The 18,424-nt window shown below is 63.0% G+C and carries 18 protein-coding genes; 10 read left to right on the forward strand and 8 right to left on the reverse strand.

The genetic code is table 11. The features are described from left to right. Positions 1-28 precede the first annotated feature (28 nt). Positions 29-244: a CDGSH iron-sulfur domain-containing protein gene (locus AC1DOX_RS14640; RefSeq protein WP_092137594.1), complete on the forward strand. Its 216-nt coding sequence runs from the start codon at positions 29-31 to the stop codon at positions 242-244. Between the two features lie 81 nt (positions 245-325). Here AC1DOX_RS14640 and AC1DOX_RS14645 read toward each other — a convergent pair whose 3' ends face one another. Genes AC1DOX_RS14645 through AC1DOX_RS14655 form a run of 3 tightly spaced genes read right to left on the reverse strand, consistent with a single transcriptional unit; the run spans position 326 to position 3,325 of the window. Continuing rightward, positions 326-1,309, reverse strand: a complete 984-nt coding sequence (locus AC1DOX_RS14645; RefSeq protein ID WP_441617163.1) for a Bug family tripartite tricarboxylate transporter substrate binding protein — start codon at positions 1,307-1,309, stop codon at positions 326-328. 20 nt (positions 1,310-1,329) lie between these two features. Next, entirely contained in the window at positions 1,330-2,502 is a 1,173-nt protein-coding gene (locus tag AC1DOX_RS14650) for a CaiB/BaiF CoA transferase family protein (protein WP_441617165.1), read from the reverse strand. A gap of 16 nt (positions 2,503-2,518) precedes the next feature. Continuing rightward, positions 2,519-3,325, reverse strand: coding sequence for a citryl-CoA lyase (locus AC1DOX_RS14655; RefSeq protein ID WP_441617167.1), 807 nt, complete (start codon positions 3,323-3,325; stop codon positions 2,519-2,521). A gap of 138 nt (positions 3,326-3,463) precedes the next feature. Here AC1DOX_RS14655 and AC1DOX_RS14660 point away from each other — a divergent pair, with 138 nt between their 5' ends. Together AC1DOX_RS14660 and AC1DOX_RS14665 are read left to right on the forward strand one after the other, a co-directional pair. Beyond that, a complete protein-coding gene (locus AC1DOX_RS14660; protein WP_441617169.1) occupies positions 3,464-4,357 on the forward strand; it encodes a LysR substrate-binding domain-containing protein in 894 nt (297 codons plus the stop codon). Between the two features lie 166 nt (positions 4,358-4,523). Then, the gene (locus tag AC1DOX_RS14665; protein WP_441617171.1) at positions 4,524-6,332 is read left to right on the forward strand and encodes a cytochrome c biogenesis protein DipZ; all 1,809 of its coding nucleotides are present in this window, start codon (positions 4,524-4,526) and stop codon (positions 6,330-6,332) included. 129 nt (positions 6,333-6,461) lie between these two features. Here AC1DOX_RS14665 and AC1DOX_RS14670 read toward each other — a convergent pair whose 3' ends face one another. The 3 genes from AC1DOX_RS14670 to AC1DOX_RS14680 all read right to left on the reverse strand — a co-directional run bounded on the left by AC1DOX_RS14670 (position 6,462) and on the right by AC1DOX_RS14680 (position 9,156). Further along, positions 6,462-6,929: a RidA family protein gene (locus AC1DOX_RS14670; protein WP_092137600.1), complete on the reverse strand. Its 468-nt coding sequence runs from the start codon at positions 6,927-6,929 to the stop codon at positions 6,462-6,464. Between the two features lie 96 nt (positions 6,930-7,025). Next, on the reverse strand, positions 7,026-7,775 hold the full coding sequence (locus AC1DOX_RS14675; RefSeq protein WP_441617174.1) for a creatininase family protein: 750 nt from the start codon (positions 7,773-7,775) through the stop codon (positions 7,026-7,028). Positions 7,776-7,857: 82 nt separating this feature from the next. Continuing rightward, positions 7,858-9,156 carry an MFS transporter gene (locus AC1DOX_RS14680; protein ID WP_441617176.1) on the reverse strand — a complete coding sequence of 433 codons (1,299 nt, stop codon included), beginning with the start codon at positions 9,154-9,156 and terminating at the stop codon, positions 7,858-7,860. 185 nt (positions 9,157-9,341) lie between these two features. Here AC1DOX_RS14680 and AC1DOX_RS14685 point away from each other — a divergent pair, with 185 nt between their 5' ends. Both AC1DOX_RS14685 and AC1DOX_RS14690 read left to right on the forward strand, forming a co-directional pair. Beyond that, positions 9,342-10,265 (forward strand): LysR family transcriptional regulator, encoded by a 924-nt coding sequence (locus AC1DOX_RS14685; protein ID WP_441617178.1) that lies wholly within the window; start codon positions 9,342-9,344, stop codon positions 10,263-10,265. A gap of 456 nt (positions 10,266-10,721) precedes the next feature. Then, a complete protein-coding gene (locus AC1DOX_RS14690; RefSeq protein ID WP_441617180.1) occupies positions 10,722-11,288 on the forward strand; it encodes a hypothetical protein in 567 nt (188 codons plus the stop codon). Positions 11,289-11,326: 38 nt separating this feature from the next. Here AC1DOX_RS14690 and AC1DOX_RS14695 read toward each other — a convergent pair whose 3' ends face one another. Beyond that, positions 11,327-12,358 (reverse strand): LysR family transcriptional regulator, encoded by a 1,032-nt coding sequence (locus AC1DOX_RS14695; protein ID WP_441617182.1) that lies wholly within the window; start codon positions 12,356-12,358, stop codon positions 11,327-11,329. Between the two features lie 799 nt (positions 12,359-13,157). Between AC1DOX_RS14695 and AC1DOX_RS14700 the strand changes: the two genes are divergently transcribed. The 3 genes from AC1DOX_RS14700 (at position 13,158) to AC1DOX_RS14710 (ending at position 15,740) form a co-directional block, all read left to right on the forward strand. Continuing rightward, on the forward strand, positions 13,158-14,186 hold the full coding sequence (locus AC1DOX_RS14700) for a LysR family transcriptional regulator (protein WP_441617256.1): 1,029 nt from the start codon (positions 13,158-13,160) through the stop codon (positions 14,184-14,186). Between the two features lie 230 nt (positions 14,187-14,416). Next, entirely contained in the window at positions 14,417-15,184 is a 768-nt protein-coding gene (gene tolA / locus AC1DOX_RS14705) for a cell envelope integrity protein TolA (protein WP_441617184.1), read from the forward strand. Between the two features lie 154 nt (positions 15,185-15,338). Beyond that, entirely contained in the window at positions 15,339-15,740 is a 402-nt protein-coding gene (locus tag AC1DOX_RS14710; protein WP_441617185.1) for a hypothetical protein, read from the forward strand. 73 nt (positions 15,741-15,813) lie between these two features. On the opposite strand, the gene AC1DOX_RS14715 is transcribed toward AC1DOX_RS14710, so the two are convergent. Beyond that, positions 15,814-16,083, reverse strand: coding sequence for a DUF4148 domain-containing protein (locus tag AC1DOX_RS14715; RefSeq protein ID WP_441617187.1), 270 nt, complete (start codon positions 16,081-16,083; stop codon positions 15,814-15,816). 574 nt (positions 16,084-16,657) lie between these two features. Here AC1DOX_RS14715 and AC1DOX_RS14720 point away from each other — a divergent pair. Together AC1DOX_RS14720 and AC1DOX_RS14725 are read left to right on the forward strand one after the other, a co-directional pair. Next, complete coding sequence (locus tag AC1DOX_RS14720) at positions 16,658-17,734, forward strand: porin (protein WP_441617189.1); 1,077 nt, start codon at positions 16,658-16,660, stop codon at positions 17,732-17,734. A 279-nt stretch (positions 17,735-18,013) separates the two neighbouring features. After that, positions 18,014-18,415 (forward strand): cupin domain-containing protein, encoded by a 402-nt coding sequence (locus AC1DOX_RS14725; protein ID WP_092137609.1) that lies wholly within the window; start codon positions 18,014-18,016, stop codon positions 18,413-18,415. The last annotated feature ends 9 nt before the right edge of the window (positions 18,416-18,424 follow it).

Raw genomic sequence — 18,424 nt, forward strand, 5'->3', positions numbered from 1 at the left:
GCCACCGTCGCGCAACATTGGGGGCATCATGAACGAGGACACAGCTGTCACCGTGACCGTGCAGGACAACGGCCCCTACCGCATTAAAGGTCCGATCAGGATCCTGACGCCGGCAGGCGACTCCATCGATTTCGAAGGCGATCAGGTCTGGTTGTGCCGATGCGGCCATTCCGAAAAGAAGCCCTTCTGCGATGGCTCGCACAAACGAGTCGGCTTCTCCGCCACATCGCCACCGAAGCCCTGAATCCTGCTTGCGTATTGCCGGCGCTCCGCTGTGGCGCCCGACACGCGTGCTGCATCGGCAGTGCGTGTCGGGACGTCGACGTCAGTCGACCTGCGCGTTCGATTGCTTGACGACGGCGGTCCACTTCTGCAACTCGCCGTTCACGAATGCCGGCAACTGCGCCGTCTCCAGCGTGGTGGCCTCCAGCCCCTGTGCCGCGAGTTGTTTCTGGACGGCCGGGTCCTGCATCACCGCCTGCATCGTCTGGACCAGACGGGTCCGCACTTGGGCATCGAGTCCGGCGGGGCCAGCCAGCATGAACCAGGCCGTCAGGTCAAAGCCGGGATAGCCCGATTCCGCCACCGTCGGCACATCCGGTGCCGCCACGGAGCGGCGCTGGCTACTGGCCGCCAGCGCGCGCAGCTTGTGGCCCTTGAGATACGGCAACACGGCCACCGGGTGATAGAACATGAAGTCCACCTGTCCGCCCAGCACCGCCGTCAATGCCTGGCCCCCTTCCTTGAATGGCACGTGCGTCATGGAGACGCCGGCCATTGACTTGAGCAGTTCTCCCGCCAGATGGCCCGACGTGCCGCTGCCCGCCGAGCCGAAAGACAGCTTGTCCGGATGCGCCTTGGCGTAGGCGACCAAATCGGCCAGCGTCTTGTACGGCGCGTCGTCGCGCACCACCAGCAGCGTCGGCGTATAGCCCGGGATGCCGATGTACGAGAAGTCCTTGGCCGGGTCATACGGCAGCTTGCGATAGAGCGCCTTGTTGATGGCGAGCGTGCCCACGGTGCCCATCGTCAGCGTGTAGCCGTCGCCCTTGGACTTGGCCACATAGTCGGTGCCGATGGCGCCGCCCGCGCCCGCCTTGTTTTCCACCACGATTGGTTGGCCGAGTTTCCTGGCCATGGCTTCCCCAATGATGCGCGCGGTGATGTCCGTGGACGTGCCGCCACCAAACGGGACCACCAGCCGTACCGGCCTGGCGGGATAGTCTTCGGCCCGGGTAGGGCCGGCGGTGAGGGCGAGTGTGGCGAATGCAGCCGTCGCGGCCATCGCGGCCGTCAATGCTTTTTTCATGTCTCCTCCGTTGCGGATGTTCAGGAACCGGTCTGTGCCGGACTTCCCGCTTGCGCCAGTGCGGCGCGGACTTCTTCTCGAACCTCTTCGTTATGTTCGCCGAGCAATGGCGGCGCCATCACGTCCAGCGCGCGTTGCCCGTCGAACGATACCGGGCTGCGTACCGTCCTGAATTCCCCGAGCGTGGGATGCCGCCCCGTGACCAGCAGTTGCAGGTGTCTGGCTTGCGGGTCTTCCAGCGCCTCGCTCGTGTCGTACATGGGCGCGTGCGGTACGTCCTCGGCTTCCAGGCGTTCGCACCACTGCGCCCGGGAGCGCTGGCGGAACAGGCCGCCGAGCAGGTCGATCAGCGCCTCCTGGTTGCCGATGCGCGCCTCGCGCGTGGCAAAGCGCGGGTCCTTGAACAGGTCCGGACGGTCGATCGCGTTGGCCAGTCCCTGCCAGAATTTCTCGGGCGACGACATATGCAAGGCGATCCATTTGCCATCGGCACACTCCAGCACATACGACTGCGAAACACTGGGGCGACTGAAGGGCCCCATGACTTCGCCGGCGGAATAGTAATGCGTAAAGGCGTCGAGGTTGAAATGGCTCATGGCCTCCAGCATCGACACCTCCACCTTGCGGCCCACGCCGGTGCGATGGCGCTCATGCAGGGCGCCAAGGATGCCGTACGCGGCGTAGAAGCCCGTCATCGCATCGGCGATGGCCGGCCCCACCACGCGCGGGTTGGCGGGGTTGATCAGCAGGTTCAGGAAGCCGCTGGCCGCCTGCGCCACCGTGTCGTAGCTCGGTCGCGAGGCCGCCGGCCCCGTTGCGCCAAAGCCGCTGATGGCGCAATAGATCAGGCGCGGATTCAGCTCGCGCAGCCGGGCTTCTCCCGCGCCCAGCCGCTCCGCCGCACCCGGGCGGAAGTTCTGGATATAGACGTCGGCATCGCGCACCAGGTCCTCGAAGACCTGCAGGTCATCCGGATGCTTGGTGTTGAGCGTGATGCTGCGCTTGTTGCGGTTGTAGGTCTGGAAGTGCGGGCTGTAGAGACCGCCCTGGAACGCGCGGAACGGGTCGCCGGTCTCGGGCTGCTCGATCTTGATAACGTCGGCGCCGAGGTCGCCGAGCAGCATGCCGGCCGCGGGTCCGGTGATAAAGGTGCCTTGTTCCAGGACCTTCACGCCTTGCAGGACTTTGATCATCGAAGGCTCCGGCAGGTCAGGCTTGCGGGTCGAAACCCGCGGGGGTCTCACCGGTGTAAACCAGGTCGCGCGTGGCCTGGTAGGACAGCGCAAAGCCGATCGAATGGCGCAACTCTTCGCTCAGGTGAGCGATCAGGCCACCGGTGCGCGCCAGGATCGGCACGCCCTTGAGTGCGTTGAGCGGGAAGCCGACGCCCAGCAGCACGGCCGGAATCGCCGCCGAGACGTTGAGGCTGAGCGACTTGCCGACGATGGCGGGGATGACGGCCTCCACGGCCTCGGCGATGTCGATGTAGGTGGTGTCGGCGCCGGCTTCACGTGCCACGTTGAACAGCGCCGCCACGCGCGGATCGCGGGCCTTGTGCAGCGGATGGCCGTAGCCGGGGATCGCCCGCCTTGCCTCGCGCCATGCGGAGACCACCGCGCGGGCCGCCTGGTCGATGGATTCACCGCCCGCCATGCGTTCCCGGACTTCCGTCAGCAGGACCCCGGCGGTCTCGGAGGCGCCCAGGATGACCGAGCCGCAACCGAGAATGCCGGCCGCCACCGCGCCCTGCAGCGCATCGGGCGCGGCGGCCAGCGTCATGCGGCTGGCCTGGACGCTCGGCACCAGCCCGTGTTCGGCAATGGCGACGAGCGTGGCGTCCACCACCTTGACCGCGGCGGCGTTGGGCCGCTGACCCGTGACCAGGAAGTAGAAATACTCGGTAAAGCTGAGCTTGCCGATCAGGTCCTGGCACAGGTCCGTGCCACGAACCACGATGGTTTCCGTGTTGGATGTGCTGATGGCGGTCTGTGGAATGGTTTCCTTGCCGATTTTCATGATGGTGGGTGTCTCCGTCCGTGTAGCACTAGTCTATGGGCACGGGCATCACAGATGAAAATGATTAATTTCACTTCAAATGATCGATGCCATCTATGTAAGATGCGGCATTCCCGAACCCTGCTGGCGGCAACCCCCATGGAACTCAGACATCTGCGCTACTTCGAGGCGCTGGCCGAGACGCTCAGTTTCACGCGCGCGGCGGAGCGCGTGCATGTGACGCAATCGACGCTATCGCACCAGATCCGGCAGCTGGAAGAAGAGATCGGCCATCCGCTGTTCGACCGCATCGGCAAGCGCGTTGCCATCACGGAAGCCGGCGAGACCCTGTTGCTCCATATCGGCCCAGCGCTGCGGCAGGTGGACCGCGCCATCCATGCCGTGCGCGACGAAAAGGAGCCATTGGTGGGGGAGGTGCGCGTCGGCGCCACGCACAGCTTCAATATCCGGCTGATTCCGCAGTGCGTGTCGTCATTCCTGGCCCGTTACCCCTCCGTGCGCGTGATCGTGGAAGAGCTGAGCGCGGCCGATATCACGGCGCGCATCGCGGCGGACAAGCTGGACCTGGGCGTGTCGTACCGTCCGGCGCAGGCCGAGGCGCTGTTCTTCGAGCCGCTCTATAACGAAGAACTGAAGCTGGTCGTGAGCGACCGTCATCCGATGGCCAGCCGGAAGCGTGCGCGGATGGTGGAGCTGCACGGCATGCGCATGGTGCTGCTCCCCACCTACTTTGCCACGCGCCAGTTGCTGGACGAGTGCTTTCGGGCGGCCGGGGCGGAGCCACAGGTCATTGCCGAGCTCAATTCCATCGCGCCGATGCTGGAGCTGGTGCGGCAGACCGACATCGCCGCCGTGATCGGCGCCAGCGCGGAGTCCAGCGACGAGGGGCTGCGCTTTATTCCGCTCGAAAGCCCCACGCCGCAGCGCACGCCGGGCCTGCTGTGGAAGCGCGGCGCACCGCGCGCGGACCCGGTGCGGTTCTTTGCCACAACGGTACGGCGCGTGGTGGACCGGCTGGGGCAAAAAGGCTGAGGGCGACGCCCCCCGACCGGGCATCTCCGGCCATGTGTGTATCGCAATGTATCTGACGGGGATGGCTCCACGCTGGGGTACATTTCCGGCACATGGCGACACATAGGCGGTATGCCGGCGGTGTCTGATCGAGTCCAAGCCAAGCCTTCGTGAAAGGACACCGATCATGACCCTGCTGATACTCGCCTACCTGGGTGGTGTACTGACCATCCTGAGTCCGTGCATCCTGCCCGTCCTGCCCTTTGTCCTCAGCCGGACCGGGCAGCCATTCCTGCGGGGCAAACTGCCAATGCTGGCGGGCATGGCGCTGACCTTTGCCGCCGTGGCCACGCTGGCGTCGGCAGGGGGCGCCTGGGCGGTGCGCGCCAATATCTATGGCCGATACGCCGCACTGGTGCTGCTGGCGGTGTTCGGGCTCTCGCTGTTCCTGCCGAAGGTTGCGGAGATCCTGACCCGGCCCGTGGTGGCGCTTGGCAACCGGGTTGCCGGCAACGGCGCCAACGCGCCGGCTTCGGTATGGAGTTCGCTGCTGCTCGGCATCGCCACCGGTCTGTTGTGGGCGCCGTGCGCGGGTCCGATCCTTGGTCTCGTACTGACGGGGGCGGCGCTGAACGGCGCGAGCGTCTCGGCGTCGCTGTCGCTGGCGGCCTATGCGGCCGGTGCGGCCACGTCGCTGGCTGCCGCGCTCGGCATCGGCGGTCGCGTTCTTGCCGCGATGAAGCGGTCGATGGGCGCGGGCGAATGGCTGCGCCGTGGCCTCGGCGTGGGCGTGCTGGGCGGCGTGGCTGCCATCGCCCTGGGCGTCGATACCGGCCTGCTGGCGCGTGTATCGGCCAGCGGACCGGCGCGCATCGAGCAGGCGCTGGTTGATGTGTTGCACAAGCAAAAGGGCGAGGACAGGGGCCAGGAGCGGCCCGCGCCGCGTGCGTCGGTCGATGTCAATGCCGATATCAATGCCGGTGGCATGCTGCTGGCCGCCAACGACACCAGCGTGGGATTCCCCCTCGGCCTGCCAGTGGAAGGTCGGCTGCCTGCACTCGATGGTGCGGTGCAATGGATCAACTCCGCGCCGCTGACGCGCGAGCAGCTCAACGGCAAGGTCACGCTGGTCTACTTCTGGACCTATTCCTGCATCAACTGCATCCGGACCTTGCCCTACCTGCGCGCCTGGGCGGACAAGTACAAGGATCAGGGCCTGACCGTGGTCGGCGTGCACACGCCGGAGTTCGCCTTCGAAAAGAATCCGGACAATGTGCGCCGCGCGATTGCGGACTTCCGCATCAATTTCCCGGTCGCCGTGGACAGCAACTTCCGCATCTGGCGGGCCTTCGACAACAGCTACTGGCCGGCCGCCTATTTCGTGGACGCGCGCGGCAATATCCGTCATCACCAGTTCGGCGAGGGCGATTACGAAAAGTCCGAGCGCGTCATCCAGACGCTGCTGGCGGAAGCGGGCCGTCCGTCGGCGGCGCGCGATGCCGTCGCCCCCAATCCAGAGGGCGCGCAGGCCGCACCGGATCTGCGCAACGTCCGCTCCGGCGAAACCTATGTCGGCTATGGGCAGGCGTCGAATTTCGCCTCGCCGGGCGGCATCCGGCGGGATGCGCCGAACACTTACAGCGTGGGCAAGCTTCGTCTCAACCAGTGGGGACTGACGGGTGACTGGACCGTCGGCGCGGAGGCGGCAATACTCAATCGCGCCGATGGCGGCATCACCTATCGCTTCCACGCACGAGACCTGCACCTTGTGCTCGGTCCGGATGCCTCTGGCCGCGCGGTCCGCTTCGTGGTCACGGTTGACGGCAAGGCGCCGGGCGCCAGTCACGGTGCGGATACGGATGCCGCAGGCAATGGCGCGGTCACGCAGACGCGGCTCTACCAGCTGGTGCGCCAGGCGGGCGAGGTCGGCGAGCACACGTTCGAGATTCGTTTCCTCGATCCTGGCGCGCAGGCCTACGCCTTTACATTCGGGTAACGGGCGGTATCCGTGCGATACGGGAGATGAACGCGGGAAGATGAAACCGGGTAAGTGAATACGGGGGGCTGAATCAGCCCCCCGTTTCGCTTTCTTGCTTCACTCAGCTGATCGCCGCACGTGCGCAGCTCACTCGCTCAGTTCGACGCAGACCTCGATCTCGACGCAAGCCCCCAGCGGAAGCTGCGCCACGCCGAACGCGGAGCGCGCGTGCTTGCCGGCGTCGCCAAACACGTCGGCGAAGAGCTCCGACGCGCCGTTGGTGACCAGATGGTGATCGGTGAAGTCCGCCGTGGAATTCACCAGGCTCACGACTTTCACGATCCGCGCGACGCGATTCAGATCGCCGGTATGCGCGTGAAGGGTCGACAGCAGGTCGATGGCGACGGCGCGCGCCGCGGCACGACCCTCGTCGGTGGACATCGATTCGCCGAGCTTGCCCTGCCATACGGTGCCGTTCTTCTTCGCGATATGGCCGGACAGGAAAACGAGGTTCCCGCTTTGCGCGCTCATCACGTATGCGGCGGCAGGTGCGGATGCGGGTGACAAGGCGATATCGAGCGCCTTCAGCCTTTCATGGATGTTGGATTGCGTCATGGTGTATCGGATGGAACGGCCTGGGCCGGGGGGCGGAACGCCGCCGGCGCCAGAAGGCGCCGGGGAAGGATTGCGGAGGGTTTGAAGCGGTGGAAATCAGGCTGGCAGCGGTTCGCGGCCAAAGGCATCGAGCTCGCGAGCAAGACTCTGTGCCGCCAGTTCGACCAGGGCGCGGCCCTTTTCCGGCGTGGCCAGACCCGGGTCCGAGCCGATGCGGCCATCCGGATAGCGGGCGCGGAAGTCGAGCGCGTCGCGGATCGGGCCGGTAGGCGCGATGCGGGGGGCGTAGTCGGCGGACTTGATGGCGTCAGGAAACGCCCACTGCGTGATGGCGATTTCCGAGGGCGTGGCGTGGGAGCCGTGGCCGGTCGGGAACTGGTCGCGCGCCAGTTCGCCCACGCCTTCCAGATCCCACCAGTTGCTGAGCTTCAGGGCAAAGCCTGCCGGGCGCCCGGCGAAGCTGGCGCTGGCGTAGATTTCCGAGAACGCTGCCTCGATGGAGGCAACGTTGCCGCCGTGGCCGTTGAGGAACAGGATCTTCTCGAAACCGTGCCTCACCAGCGAATTCGTCCAGTCGGTGATCGCGGCGATAAACGTGGAAGGACGCAGCGAGATGGTGCCGGCAAAGCCGAGATGATGCTGGGCCATGCCGATGTTGAACGTCGGCCCCACCAGGATGTCGGCGGTCTTCTCCGCTTCACATGCAATGATTTGCGGACAGAGCCAGTCGGTGCCGAGCAGGCCCGTCGGCCCGTGCTGCTCGTTGGAGCCGATCGGAATCACGATGGTGCGGCTGCGCTTCAGGAAGCCTTCGATTTCAGCCCACGTGGACAGGTGCAATTGCATGGGGTACTCCTTTTTTGCGAGAGTCAGGAAAGCGTCGTCGCGTGCCGGTTGTGCCAGTTTCCCGGAACGCGACGAACAAACATCAGGCGCCGGCCTGGCGGCGCGCGGACAACTTGTTGGTGAGGATGATCAGCGCGGCGATCAGCGGCATCGCGGCCATCACGAGCACGCCGGCATGCAGGCTGCCGGTCAGCGTCTTGGCCCAGCCGATGATGGCCGGACCCCAGAATCCGCCGGACAGGCCAATCGTGTTGATCAGCGCGATGCCGCCCGCCGCGGCCGGGCCCTTGATGTACTCGGGGGGAATGGCCCAGAACACCGTGTAGGTCATCCAGAGCGCCGAGGTGCCGAGCGTCAGCAGCGCCAGCGACAGCAGGAGATGGCCATCGGCAAGGGGCGACAGGGCAAGCATCAGCGCGCCGAGCAGGGCGGGGATGGCGGCGTGGTAGCGGCGTTCGCCCTTGCGGTCCGACCTGCGGCCCATGAAATACATGCCGAACGCGGCGCCGATGTAGGGCAGCGCGGTGTACCAGCCCAGTTGCACGGTATCGGTCACGCCTTGCGCCCGGATCAGGGTCGGCAGCCAGAAGCTGAAAGCATAGATGGCGGCGATGATGCAGAAGTACGCCAGGGCGAGCACGTAAATCTTGGGGTCCTTGGCCACGGCCGCGAAGGAGTGCTTGTGCGCGACGGATACGCCGAGATCGGCTTCTAGCAAACGCCGCTCCTGGTTGGTCAGCCAAGTAGCGTCCGCGGGGCGATCCGGCACCAGGAACAGCGCGAGGATGCCGAGCAGCACGCAAGGCAGGCCTTCGATCAGGAACATCCATTGCCAGCCCGCCAGGCCGCCGGTGCCGGCCATCGCGGTCATCAGCATCGCGGAAGCGGGGCCGCCGATAATGCCGCCGATGGGGCCGGCCAGAAAGACGATTGCAATGGCGCGCGCCATGCGTTGCGGGCCGTACCAGCACGACAGGTAATAGATCATCCCTGGTGCAAAGCCCGCTTCAAAGATGCCGAGCAGGAAGCGCATGGCATAGAACGTCGGCACGTCGCGAACGAAGAGCATGCAGGCGGAGGTGATGCCCCACAGCATGAGAATGCGACTGAACGTCTTGCGCGCGCCGATGCGCGGCAGCATCAGGTTGCTCGGCAGCTCGAATATCACGTAGCCGATAAAGAAAATGCCCGCGCCGACGCCGTACGCCGCATCTGAGAGGCCAAGATCCCCCTGCATCTGCAGTTTGGCAAAGCCGATATTCACCCGATCCAGGTAGGCGAAGAGATAACAGATCAGAAGGAAGGGAAGCAGACGCAGGTTGATCTTGTTGTAGAGCGTCGAGGTGTCGTCTACGGCGCTTGTGTTCGAAATCACTAACATGCCAGTCTCCAGAGCGTTGTGATTTTGTTTGGTGAGGTGGCTGGATAGTGGCAGCGTTGGGGCCATCCACAAACAGCAACCAAACTCACACTTCGTTCTCCCCAGAGCAACACAACGTGGCAGTGGCGTCAGAGTTCAGGTATGTTGTGCGCCATCCAACACAGCGTCTTCAGTCAGGCTTCGACATGCGTGAAATCAATCAGCAGCGGTTGCGATATTTCCGTGAGGTGCTGGCGCACGGCACCATTCGCGGGGCTGCGGAAAGCCTCAATACCTCGCCGTCGGTGATCACACGGCAAATCAGGCTGCTTGAGGAAGAGCTGGGCACGACGCTGTTCGAGCGCCAGCCGCGCGGGGTCACGCCGACCGAGGCGGCCGCGCATTTGCTCGAGTTCTGGCGGGGCTACCGGTCGCACCAGGAAAAGCTTGAGGACCAGTTGCATGCGCTGAAGGGATTGCAGCAGGGCAATATTCAGCTCGTATTGAGCGAGGGGTATGTCGATGCGCTGGTCAACGAGGTCATCGCGCCATTCTGCGAGCGGTACCCGATGCTGGATATCCGCATGGAAATCCTGCCAGTTGACGACCTGCTGAATGAAGTCGCGGAGAGCCGCGCGCATATCGGCCTGGCCTACAATCCGCCGCTCCACCCGCGCATCGAATACCGGGCAAGCTGTCTCCAGCCGATTGTCTTGCTGGTGCGCCGCGATCATCCGCTGGCGTTGCGCGGCGGCGAGGCCGGCATCGATGACGTCCTGTCATATCCGCTGGCGCTGATGCCGGAGTCCTATGGCATCGGCCATGCCGCGAAGATGCTGGAGTTTTCCGAGAACATCAGGATTCGTCCGACGCTGGTCACCAACTCGTTGTCGGCCCTGAAGCAATTCGTGGCCTGCGGCGATTTCATTACGCTGGTCGGTGAATTCGCGGCCTATCGCGAGATCGCTGCCGGGACCCTGGCGATCGTGCCGATCAATCATCCGTTGTTCCGTGGCACGCAGGCGCGATTGCTGGTGAAGGCCGGCCGCCCGCTGCCCGCGGCGGCGCTGGAGCTGCTGGACTACATCACGCATCGCATGCCGATGTTTGCGGACCGCCGGAACGGGTAGGGCGTTCGCGCGGGCTGCCGGCAGGGTGATCAGTCGGGTGTCAGGGGAATCGGCGGGCCGGCGCGCATGGGGGAAATGGCGACGGCCCGTACGGCGTCAGGTCAGCAGGTTGAACACCAACCCCAGTGCGATGGCGCCGCCCAGTGTTTCCACCGCCGCCAGCGCGATCAGATTCCTCAGAATGAAGGCATTGTCCTGCTTGGTCACCATGGTGTTGTCTCCAGAAAGGTTCCAAACCCTGGCGGCGCCGAGCGCCGCCGCGTCCACACTGCAACCTGGCTTCAGTAGACTGCAACGGTGGCCGGGAGAACAAGTCCGCACAAACCCGCATGGGGAGATTGCGGATGGTAAGGCTCAGAGCAAAGTCCGTGCGAGCCGGTCGCTCATTCAAGTTGGGGGCATAAGTGGCCGTAAAATCCCGACATCTCCGCTCTCGATCCTGATTTCACCCACGCCATGATGAAAAAGACTTTCGTGCTGACCGCCCTGATGATGGGGGCGATCGCGGCCCACGCGCAGTCGACCGGCAATGATGCAGCGCCGCTCGGTCTGGAACTGGGCAAGACCCGGTGCGAGCGGCTCTCGTCGCCCACGCGGCATGCGCGGGCCGGGCAGGCACCCTGGGCCGGCGGCGACACGGTGGAAATCAAGCATCTCGAACGCTTTAACCTCCCGGGCCTGACCCGCGCCATCGTGAATTGCGATGCCCAGGACACGGTGGCACTCATCACGCTTACCTTCGATCGGACGGCGCTGGATGAGGTCAGCCGGAAACTCGACGCGCGCTACGAGTCGAAGCGCAAGACCGATTCCGCTGCCGAGAATGCCTACGCCGAATGGGCGGCCGCCAACGGCAGCGTGGAAATGCTCTACGCGCGCGACGGCAAGCAATTCACCGTGGCGTACTGGGCCAAGGGGGCCAAGGCGAAATACTTTGCCTATAGCGGCAACGGCGGCGGCACTGCCAGCAAGAAGCCAGCCGCGCAGACACCCCCTGCCGCCGCACAGCCGGCACCGCTATAGGGGTGGCTATGGCGTGTTGCAGCGCCAACTTCTTTCCTCTATCGGTGTTGGAGACTCCGATTCGAACCGCCAATGTCGCTTCCTTCGAAACACCGCAAATCGAGATCCCGAATCTCCTCGGTCATGAAGTCGATAAATACCCGAGTGCGTGTTGGCAAATGCTGCCGGCTCATATAGCAGATGTAATGCCCTCTGCCATCCGGTCCATGGCGGGGGAAAATCGTCACGAGCCCGCCACGGGCAATGTGATCGCAAATCTGATAACCCCCGAGTTGCGCAATGCCATGCCCATCCAGTGCCGCATTCAATACCAAGTCTGCGTCATTGAAGGTTAGTTTCGCTTTCGGCAGGTATCCTTGTATAAGCCCGTCGATTTCGAACTCCCACTCGGAGATGCGGCCATTCGAGTACCTGAGGTTAATGCAGTCATGTCGATCCAGGTCACAAATCGAGGAGGGCAGTCCGCGCCGTTCAATGTACGATGGGGATGCACAAAGAACCAGCAGCATGGGGACCAAATGTTTCGCAATAATGCTGGAGTCTTCAATGCAGCCATTTCGAAACGCAACGTCTATCTGTCCTGAGGCCAAATCCGGAGCGTGATCGCTCAGTAACAACTCCAGTTTGATATCGGGATAAGCCTTGGTGAATTTCGGGAGCAGTGGGGCCACCACCTTGCGCCCGAATGCCACCGGCGAGCTGATGCGAAGAACGCCGCAAGGCGGGCCGTGACGAAGATTCAGCATCTCGTTCACCGCATCGACAATATGTCTCACGCCCAGGCTGCAATTTTCGAAGAATCGTTGACCCTCACCTGTGAGACGGGTTGCCCGTGTCGTTCGAAGAAACAACCGTGTGCTTAGCTGGGTTTCAAGCTTCTGTATGTTTCTGCTGACCGCCGATCTTCCAATACCCAACCGTTCGCCCGCCTTGGCAAAGCTGCCTTCGGTTGCCACTGCCACAAACGCGATGATTCCTGCGTAGTTGGTTGCGAAATATGTCGATACGGCGTCAGCGCTGCTTGGCGAAATACCTTTAAGGCTGCTACTTGAGGTATTTAAATGATTCATAGATGTTCGAACTGTCTCCTGGACACCGCATTTTCATCAAGACAAAAAGAAGCCGGTGCCTTAGGACGAATCAGGCGCCGGCCAAGAGGAGCAGACGAAAATAAGGCTCCGACGTGTGAGCATGATAAGCACCCACGAAGTTTGCCGGAAGTGTCGTGACGGGTACTGCGATGTTGTCATGCAGACAACATTTCATTTTGGCAGCGCAAACTTTGGCATCACAAATTAATGCCATGACAAGTAAATAGTGCTTGGAGCATTACTTAAGACGTCGGGTCCCGATAAATTTGGCGATTCTCGTGTACTACAAAGCACATTTCTTTTGACCGGTTCCATTCCCTGGTTACCAGGGTGTTGGCGCAAACGCCGGATTTTGGTCAGCCACTGCGCGGTGAAAATGAATATTTGTTGCCAGGCTCCTTCCCGCCATCGAATTCGATAGTCGCGTTCGCCATGCGATGGGTCTGTAGAGATAACCGGCACCGCGCGACCTGCCACACGCCATGACCTTCACGGTCATGTGGTGGATCGTCCCGTATAGCTTGGCCCAGTCGATATTTCAAAAATTGTGCCTTTCCGTTCCGATGACCATGGGCGAAAATCCGTCCCGGCCTTCTACTGCTCTCAAATATGGTGGTGCCGGAGCCTGGTCCTCCAGCCCATCCCCTTCGGACTTCCCGTCAGAAGCGAGCAGTCGCGGTGTACAAGGGAAGCGGTATTTGTCCCGGAATGGTAGGGAATCAATCTCCGGCATTGCGGTATTTTTGGGTTTGACGTCGGAAGGTAACAGTTGGGAACAATAAATCATCTAGATATACCCGGAAGCGACGTTCGGGATATTCCATCGAACGGCGCTGACGCCCTGTCTACGTGTTTCGCGACGAGTTTCGCTGGAATCATTGCGTTCCTGGCTGTGGCCACGGAGGGTAGCTTTGCCAAGGCTGGGGAACGATTGGGAATCGGCAGGTCGGCAGTCAGCAGAAACGTCCAGAAACTTGAAAAGCAACTATGTACCCGCTTGTTTCTGCGGACGACGAGGGCGACCCACCTCACGCGAGAAGGCCAACGTTTCTTTGATCGTTGCAACCGGGGGATGAGCCATATTGTCGACGCGGTGAACGAAATACAGAACCTTCGCGACGGCCCGCCGTGTGGCGTTCTTCGCATCAGCTCGCCGGTGGCTTTTGGACGCAAGGTGGTCGCGCCACTGCTTCCCAAATTTTCCAACGCATACCCCGGCATCGCATTGGAACTGGTGCTGAACGACGACTCTCCCGATTTTGCTTCGGATCAGATCGATGTCGCATTCCGCAGTGGGCATATCGAGGACTCCAGCATCATCGCGAGGAAAATCAATCCGATGCAGATGGTCTTGTGTGCATCCCGCTCGTATCTTGAACGACGGGGAGTTCCCTCCACGATTCATGACCTCAAGCGGCATGACTGCATCAATTTCAAATTCCCCAATGGCCGCATCTCGGAGTGGGAATTCAAGGTGGATGGGCGCATACACGAGTTCCTGCCGGCAAGCAAACTGACCTTCAACGACGAAGATCTCGTACTGAAGGCGGTGCTGGACGGTTATGGAATTGCGCAGTTGGGTGCGTATCAGGTGTGTGATCACGTCGCTCGTGAAGAGCTGGATCTGGTGTTGCAACGCTATGCGTCTGACGACAAGGGTAACTACATTTGTTACACCAGCAGGCAGCACCTGCCCTCCCGTACGCGCGTCTTTGTCGATTTCATGACCGATGAAATACGGGCGCGTGACGTGCATTGCCTTGAAAATCATCGCGTTGACCGTCTGGAGGAAGCGTTCACGCTGTGACCCGGTATGACGCTTGCTGACTACGACAAGCTGTCGCCGTCCTCCCCGGAAATCGATGATGGACTTCGGCGGGCTGCTCGTCGATTGACGTGAGGCCTTCGGCACCTATACTCAATTTGGGTATCGGGCAGTCGGAGGCAAGTGGTTGAAGCGGCCTTTCTCTGCCGATTAGCGCCCGCCATCTCAAATCGACTGCAATGAAGATCGCCGCCTGATTCCCGCCGCGAGTCATGAAGTCCATCGCCTATCCCTACCAAACGCCTCAGGAGCGGGGAACACTGAAGTGTTTCCTGCTGGCGCTGTTCATGCATGTGCTGCTGGGCATGCTGCTCTACTACGCGGTCCACTGGCAAAGCCGGACGCCGGCCGGCGTGGAAGCCGAGCTGTGGGATGCGATCCCCGACATTGCGCCGCCCGTGATCCAGTCGGAGCCGGAGAAGCCGCAGCCGGTGATAAAGCCTGAGCCGGAGGAAAACGCCGACATCGCCTTGCAGACGCAGAAGCGCCGCCAGGCCGCTGCGGCAGCAGCCGCTGCCGCTGCCGCAGCCGAGGCCACCAGGCAGGCCGAGCAGCGGGAGCGCAAGGCGCGCGAGGCCGAGCGCCAGGCCGCCGCACAGCAGCAACGCCAGAGCGAACTGGCACGCCTGCAGGCCATGGCCAATAACGCCGCCCCGGCCACTGGCGGCGCGGGAGGGCGCTCAGGTACCGGCGCCGGCGCGGGCGGCACCGCCTCGCCGGGCTATGCGGACAAGGTGCGGCGCCGCGTCTTGCCAAACATCATCTTCACGGAAGAGGTGGCCGGCAACCCGACCGCGGTGGTCTCGGTGCGCATGGCGCCAGACGGGTCGCTGCTATCGGTTCGGCTCGCCAAATCCAGCGGAAACGCCGGATGGGACAACGCGGTGCTGCGTGCGGTGGAGCGATCCGATCCTCTGCCTCGCGATGAGAACGGCATGGCGCCTTCCAATATCAACATCTACTTCCAGCCACGGGAATAGACCGCGCGCGCTCGATGAGCGCGCGCGTAATTAACGTGTATTGCGGTCGATGGCAAGGTTGGAAAACGACCGTTGCAAAATCGAACAGAATGTCAGGGGCCTCGACGCTACAGTGATTCCTCCCATGCCTGAGGGCGTTTTAGGAGGTACACGAATGAAGCAACATCTGGCGAAATCCCTGTTGATGGCTGGCGCGCTGGTCGCGTCCTACCCGCTGCTCGCGCAGCAGGCCCAGCCTGTTCAGCCGGCCCAGCCGATGCCCATGACTCAGCCCATGCAATCCGTCCAGCCGGCTTCATCCGTTCAGCCGATGCAGGCCGTGCCCGTGGCAGCGACGCCGGACCAGGGAGCGCCGACCGCCGCACGAGATCCCTACGCACAAGGTGGTGCGCTGTCGGCTCAGTCGGGAGCCGCACCCGCTTCCGCACCCGTATCCATCGACCCGGCACAGGCCCGCAGCCCCGGCGCGGCGATGGACGCCCCCGGCATGAGCCTCGCGCCCGATGCGCTCGGAACGCGCCTGGGTCAGCGCAACGCTTTCCTGGACGGCGCCTGATTGCTTGTCGGCGCGTTGATGCGCGGCAGGTCCGATCGGATCGGTCGCGTATCCATTCCGCGCTGCAACAGGCTTAATTCACCCGGCGCTTCTCGCGCTGTATCTGGCGCAGTCTCTCGTACTCGGCCAAGCGGCGCTGATACTCCTTGTTGTTGACGCTGGGGCCGCCGTCGCCCCGGAATAACTCGCCCAGGCGCGCTTGCTGCCAGGCGGCGAGGTCGGCGCGCACGTCTTCGCGCGTCACGGCCGGCGGCGGGCTGTCGGTGCCGGCGGCTTGTGCCGTGCTCGCGAGTGTCGACAAGAGCAGCGCGGCGGCGATGGAGGAGAGGGTGATACGCGTCATCTTGCCATCCGTTTGGTGAAATGTGCCGGGCGTCCGCGGTGCCGCAGCAAGGCGGCGCCGCGCGGCGTTTACAGCCAGGTCGTCATGGCCACCGTCGATGACCGCGTTGCCCTGGCACCGGGCCCGGAGACTGCATTTCACGATCGCGCTGTATCGCCACTGTTTCGCTGAACGTGGCGCTTGTATATCAGCGTGTCTCTTGTGGCTGTCGATAAATTGCAACACAAGAACCGCCACGTCGACGCCCCTTGTGGCATTCGCGTCCCTTCATGTGCGGTGCGTCACGTCCGCATGTATCGTAGTGTATGGAGCAGGCGCCCAGACAAACTATCATTCAAGAGCCCATCACTTCGGATACAGAGCCAATACACGCTCACCGTCAAATCGCACGTGCCGCGAAATCGCGCGTGTCGATGTGTACGCTCCGAGCGTTCCAGCGCGACCAGCGGCATGAACAGCGCATGCATGTTGGCCGCCTTTAGCGGACGATCTGGACACTACATAGCAGTACAACTTGCTCCATGTCTTCCATGCGCTGCTCCTCGCGAGCCCAATAAGAGTAGCTGGAGATCAGATGAAGAAAGTTCTTGCGGTCGTTGCCGCATCCGTTGCCGCCAACGTGGTGTATGCCCAGTCCAGCGTGACGCTGTACGGCATCGTCGATGCCGGTGTCGAATACCTCAATAACACCGGGCAGAACGGCAACAGCCTCGTGCGACTGACGTCCGGGAATCAGTCCGGATCGCGCTGGGGCCTGCGCGGCGTGGAGGAACTGGGCGGCGGGCTGAAGGCGGTTTTCCTGCTGGAAAGCGGCTTTGACATTGACACCGGCACTTCGGCCCAGGGCGGACGCCTGTTCGGCCGCAATGCCTACGTGGGGCTGGAAAGCCAGTACGGCGCACTGCTCCTCGGGCGGCAGCAGACCTCCATGCGCGAATTCGGCACGATCTATGATCCCAACGCGATTTCCGACCGCTATGGCATCCTGTCGATCGCGCCGGAGTTTGGCGCGCGCGCGGACAATACCGTCAAGTATGTCGGCAAGTTCGGCGCGCTATCCGCACAAGCCTTCTACTCGTTCCAGTCCAATGGCAACGAGGTGGCCGGCAGCAATGTCTTCGGCCGCAATTTCGGCGCATTCGTCAACTATGCCACCGGCCCCTTCTCGGTAGGCGTGGCTTACGACGACGCGCACGTCGGCACGCCGGCAAACCAGGCGCCGGTCCTGCGGCGCGTTTCGGTGGCCGGCACCTATGCGGTGGGTGAAGCCAAGATCTACGCGGGGTACCGTCTTGCGAAGGCATACGATGGCGCCATGTTGCCGGGCGCCCAGTCGGCCGATGCTGGATCGAACTTCTACTGGCTGGGGCTGGCTTACAAGCTGACGCCGGCGTTCTCGCTGACCGGCACGGCTTACTACCAGGACTTCCGGCATACCGGGTCGGACCCGTGGCAGTTCGTGCTGACCGGCGACTACACGCTCTCCAAGCGCACCGACCTCTACACGTCGGTTTCCTACGCGCTTAACAAGGACAACTCGCAACTCGGCGTCAACGGCTTCAACAGCGGCACCGGTTCGAGCGCCGTCTTCAACGTCCAGCCCGGCAAGAACCAGGTCGGTGCGGTGATGGGCGTGCGTCACCGGTTCTGATGGTTTCGCCCCGGCCACGGGGCATTGTTTCCGCACCACCGATCAGCGACAAGGGGCCCGATCCAATCGGGCCCCTTGTCGTTTCGATCGCCGGCATCCGGCATCCGGCATCCGGCATCCGGTGTCCGTGGCCTGGCGCCGATCGGCCTTGTATCGCAGTGTGTCCGCCGGTCTGCCGTGGACACTGGATTACAAAGATCCCGCCCGGCCGATACATCGCCGATACGCGTCACCGCTCAAATGGAATCTCCTCTCACGGAAATGACGAAGGGATATCCAATGAAATCGACTCGAATGATGGCGGCGGCGCTGCTGATCCTAGGAAGCGGACTGACAATGCACGCGGCGCAGGCGCAGCCAGCGGGAATCCACCGCACCGACCTCTTGCAGCGCGATCTTAGCGCGCCGGAACGCGAGGCCGTCCAGGTTCGTGTCGACTTCGACCGGGGCGCGTTTGCACCCAAGCACTCGCATCCGGGTGAAGAGGTTGCCTATGTACTGGAAGGCACGCTGGAGTATCAGCTCGGCGATAACCCGCCGGTCACGCTCAAGGCCGGCGACGCGCTGTTCATCCCCGCCGGAACCGCCCACTCGGCGAGGAACGTCGGTAGCGGCAAGGCGTCGGAACTGGCGACGTATATCGTCAAGAAGGGCGCACCGCTGGTCGTGCCGGCCAAGTAATCCGCTATG

Source organism: Cupriavidus sp. 01L415 (assembly GCF_056400065.1).